The sequence below is a fragment of the Mycobacterium sp. genome (genome assembly GCF_032162105.1).
Classification (GTDB): domain Bacteria; phylum Actinomycetota; class Actinomycetes; order Mycobacteriales; family Mycobacteriaceae; genus Mycobacterium.
Window position 1 is genome coordinate 1 of sequence record NZ_JAVRPS010000656.1, and the last position, 4,663, is coordinate 4,663.

At 69.4% G+C, this 4,663-nt stretch carries 3 protein-coding genes; 1 reads left to right on the plus strand and 2 read right to left on the minus strand.

Translation table 11 applies throughout. The features are described from left to right. Both QOC69_RS32975 and QOC69_RS32980 read right to left on the minus strand, forming a co-directional pair. The coding region (locus QOC69_RS32975; RefSeq protein ID WP_526446695.1) for a Type 1 glutamine amidotransferase-like domain-containing protein at positions 1–542 on the minus strand (542 nt) is incomplete at its 3' end. 9 nt (positions 543–551) lie between these two features. Next, a complete protein-coding gene (locus QOC69_RS32980; protein ID WP_526446696.1) occupies positions 552–2,252 on the minus strand; it encodes a DEAD/DEAH box helicase in 1,701 nt (566 codons plus the stop codon). Positions 2,253–2,471: 219 nt separating this feature from the next. Between QOC69_RS32980 and QOC69_RS32985 the strand changes: the two genes are divergently transcribed. Continuing rightward, a partial coding sequence (locus tag QOC69_RS32985) for an excinuclease ABC subunit UvrA (RefSeq protein WP_526446697.1) occupies positions 2,472–4,663 on the plus strand: 2,192 nt, incomplete at its 3' end.

Genomic DNA, 4,663 nt, shown 5'->3' on the forward strand with positions numbered 1-4,663 from the left:
AGCAGTGGCCTGCGCTCCGCTTCGGAGTCGTAGTGCACGCCGTTGGAGAACGGCACGAAACCCAGTCCGTCGGTCACGGGCCGAAGGTCGGGCCCGAACGAGTCCGTCGTGCCACCGACGTGCCAGCAGATCGATCCCGCCGACACGCCGGTCAGCACCACGCCCGCCTGCCAGGCGGTATGCAGCGCAGCGTCGACCCCGTGCAGTCGCCACATGGCCAGCAGACCCGCCACGCTGCCGCCGAACACCCACACCACGTCCTGTGCGAGCAGATGTTCGGTGATGTCGTCGACGTTGGGCATCGGGAATAGGGCCAGGTGTGACGCCGCGAAGCCCCGCTCCTGCGCGGCCTCGGTGAGGTAGAGCAGTGTCGCCCGGTCGTCGCCCATCGCGGTGGCCAGCAGGCACACCCGGGGTGGTCGACCCGTCGTGCCGGACAGGTCCACGGCGTAGTCCGTCAGGGCGCTGAAGGCAAGCCGGGTGCGTCGCCCCGGCTTGATCCCTCCACTGGTGGCCAGGATGGTGGGCGCATCGGCGGGCATGGTCGAACGTTAGGCCTTCAGCGAACGGACTGCTTCGATGCGCGCCGAGATCTGATCGGAGTTCGCCGCCGCAAGCACCGGCCCGCCGCAGATCCGACGGAGTTCGTTGTGGATCCAGCCGTGCGGCTTGCCGGTGCGGTGGTGAGCGAGGGTGACCAGTGCGTTGAGCTCACGGCGCAGGTCGCGCAACTGCCCGTGCGTGGTGGACGTCACCGGCACCGTCCCGCCCGCGGCGCTCCTACGGTCCAACTGCTCTTCCTGCCTGCGCCGCAACAGGTCCCGCATCTGGTTGGAGTCCAGCAGGCCGGGGATGCCGAGATAGTCGGCCTCCTCGTCGCTGCCCGCCGGGGTCGCGGTGCCGAACGACGAGCCGTCGAAGATCACCTGGTCCAATTCGGCGTCGGCGCCCAGCATCTCGAAGCCGTTGTCCATCTCACTCGGCTCGGACTTGGCCTTCGCAGCGTCTTCTGCGGCCTCCTCGTCCCAGTCGCCCTGCGACTCGCGGTGTGGCTTGCCCAACACGTGGTTGCGTTGCGCTTCCATCTCACTGGCCAGCTGGAGCAACGACGGCACCGATGGCAGGAAGATGCTCGCCGTTTCGCCCGGCTGGCGCGAGCGCACGTAACGGCCGATCGCCTGTGCGAAGAACAGCGGAGTCGACGCGCTGGTGGCGTACACCCCGACCGCGAGCCGTGGCACGTCGACGCCCTCCGACACCATGCGAACGGCCACCAGCCAGCGGCTGGTGCCCTGGGAGAACGTCGTGATCCGGCCCGACGACCCGGGATCGTCGGACAACACCAGAGTCGGCGCCTCACCGGTGATCGTGGTCAGCAGTCCGGCATACGCCCGCGCCGCGGTCTGATCGGAGGCGATGATCATGCCGCCGGCGTCCGGCACGTGCTGGCGCTTCTGCTGCAACCGGGTGTCGGCCGCGACGATCACCGCGGGCATCCACTCGCCTGTCGGATCCAGCGCGGTCCGCCAGGCGCGGGCGGTCTGCTCGGCGTTGAGCGGTTCGCCGAGGCGTGCCGCATGTTCTTCGCCTGCGCTGTCCCGCCAGCGCGCCTCACCGGAGTAGGCCAGGAACACGACGGGACGCACCACCCCGTCGGCGAGCGCCTCCGCGTAGCCATAGGTGTGGTCGGCCTGCGAGCGCTCCAAACCGTCGGGCCCGCGCTCGTAGGTGACGAACGGGATTGCGCTGTCGTCGCTGCGGAACGGCGTGCCGGTCAGGCCGAGGCGGCGGGTTGCGTCGCCGAACGCTTCGCGGATCGCCTCCCCCCAACTCTTGGCGTCGCCGCCGTGATGGATCTCGTCGAACACGACGAGCGTCTTGCGGTTCTCGGTGCGCACCCGGTGTCTGCCGGGATGGCTGGCCACCTGGGCGTAGGTGACCACGACGCCGTGGTACTCGTCGGAGTTCTGTGCAGAGGAGTTGCTGAACTTCGGGTCCAGTGACAGGCCGATACCCGCCGCGGCCTGCGCCCACTGCGTCTTGAGGTGTTCAGTGGGTACGACGATGGTGAGCCGCTCCACGGTTCCGTCTGCCAACAACTCGCCGGCGATGCGCAGCGCAAAGGTCGTCTTGCCTGATCCGGGCGTGGCGACGGCGAGAAAGTCCCGTGGCCGGGCGGTCAGATACCGCACCATTGCCCGACGCTGCCAGCCCCGCAACGCCTGGGTGCTGGGCGCTGTGTAAGCCCGCACCCGAAGACTCCTATCTGGTCGAAGGGCAGTCTAGGGCAAGGGGTTCCGGCTGCGCATCTCCGCTGGGCGTGTCCCCCGACGAAGGGGTGCGTGTCGGCATGACCACTCGCGCGCGACCCGCCCGTCGGTCCATTTCGGCACTTTTGATCCGGCCTCCGACCAATCTGAGGCGAGCAAACGAACCCACGACCTGTCGCACCGACCGCGCACAATGGCGTGGTGCAGCCGCCCCGCGCCGAAGACGTCGACCCGTTCGTCCGCGTCTTCGGCACCCGGGTGCACAACCTACGCGGGGTCGACGTCGCTGCCCCGCGCGACGCACTGGTCGCGTTCACCGGGATCTCGGGGTCGGGCAAGTCGTCATTGGCCTTCGGGACGATCTACGCCGAGGCGCAGCGCCGCTACTTCGAGTCCGTCGCCCCCTACGCCCGCAGGCTGCTGCTGCCCACCGGCGCGCCGAAGGTGGACGACATCACCGGGCTGCCGCCCGCCGTGGCGCTGCAGCAGCGGCGCGGGACGGCGTCGTCGCGGTCATCCGTCGGCACGGTCACGACGTTGTCCAACCTGTTGCGGATGCTCTTCTCCCGCGCGGGCACGTTCCCGCGCGGCTTCACCGATCGACTGGACTCCGACGCGTTCTCCCCGAACACCGCCGTTGGCGCCTGCCCCGAGTGTCACGGGCTCGGCCGGATTCACCGGGTCACCGAGGAGACGCTCGTTCCCGACCCGTCGCTGACCATCCGCGAGGGCGCCGTCGCCGCATGGCCTGGGGCCTGGCAGGGGCAGAACCTGCGCGACATCCTCATCACGCTCGGCTACGACGTCGACAAGCCGTGGCGCAAACTCCCAAAGCGGCAACGCAATTGGATCCTGTTCACCGACGAGCAGCCGACCGTCGAGATCGATCCGAGCCAGCACCCCGTCACGGCCGACTACTACTACAACGGCACCTTCTCCAGTGCCGAGCGGCACGTCCGGCACACGCTGGCGAACTCGCAGAGCGCGATGATGCGCAGGCGGGTGCTGAAGTTCGTGGACAGCGTGGACTGCCCGGTCTGCCACGGCTCCGGGCTGCGCCCCGAGGCGCTCGCCGTCACGTTCGCCTGCCGCAACATCGCCGAGTACGTGGCCATGCCGCTGACCGACCTCGCCGACGCGCTTCGGCCCGCTGCGACGCGCACCGACTTCGAGGCCGCATACGAGTCCACCGAGTCGGGTGAGTTGACCGAAGTCGCGACGATGATCGCCGCGGACCTGGTTGCCCGCATCCAGGTCCTCATCGACCTGGGACTCGGCTACCTGACCCTGAGCCGTCGCACCCCCACGGTGTCGCCAGGCGAGCTGCAGCGCCTGCGGCTGGCCACCCAGCTGCGTGCCGGCCTGTTCGGTGTCCTCTACGTTCTCGACGAGCCGTCGGCGGGCCTGCACCCGGCCGATGCCGAGCCGTTGCTCGACGTGCTCGACCGGCTCCGGCGGGCGGGCAACTCGCTGTTCGTCGTCGAGCACGACATGGACGTGGTGCGCCGCGCGGACTGGATCGTCGACGTCGGGCCCGGCGCGGGCGAGCTTGGTGGCGAGGTGCTCTACAGCGGACCGGTGGCCGGCCTTGCCGATGTCACCGCGTCGGTCACCCGCGACTACCTGTTCGGCGACCAGGCGGCCGCCGCCCGCGTGCCCCGCACTCCGTCGGGCGCCTTGGCGTTGCGCGGCATCTGCTTTCACAACCTGCGTGATCTCGACGTCGACATCCCGCTGGGGGTCTACACCGCGGTCACGGGCGTCTCCGGCTCTGGCAAGTCGACGCTCGTCTACAAGGTGCTCGGCGACGTCGTGACGCGCCAGCTGGGCGGCGGCGCGGTCGACCCGGAGACCGACGGCGACGATGACGACGCCGAGATCGTCGACCTCGATCACGACGCGAGCATCGGCGTGACGGCAGACGGCGTCGAGCAGATCAACCGGCTGGTCGCTGTTGATCAACGCCCGATCGGCCGGACCCCGCGCTCGACGCTAGCGACCTACACGGGATTGTTCGACGCCGTCCGGCGCGTCTTCGCCGCGACTCCTGCGGCCAAGCGGCAAGGCTGGACCGCAGGGCGGTTCTCGTTCAACGTCGCCGACGGCCGGTGTCCCACCTGCCAGGGCGAGGGCTTCGTGTCCGTGGAACTGCTGTTCCTGCCGGGCACCTACGGCACGTGCCCGACGTGTCACGGCGCCCGCTACAACGAAGACACCCTCACGGTGCGCTACCGCGACCGTACGATCGCCGACGTGCTCGCGATGACCGTCGATCAGGCCTCGGAGCTTTTTGCCGACGTCGCCAACGCGGCACGGAGCCTGACCACGCTGCGAGAGGTCGGGCTGGGATATCTCCGTCTCGGACAGCCCGCGACAGAGCTGTCGGGTGGCGA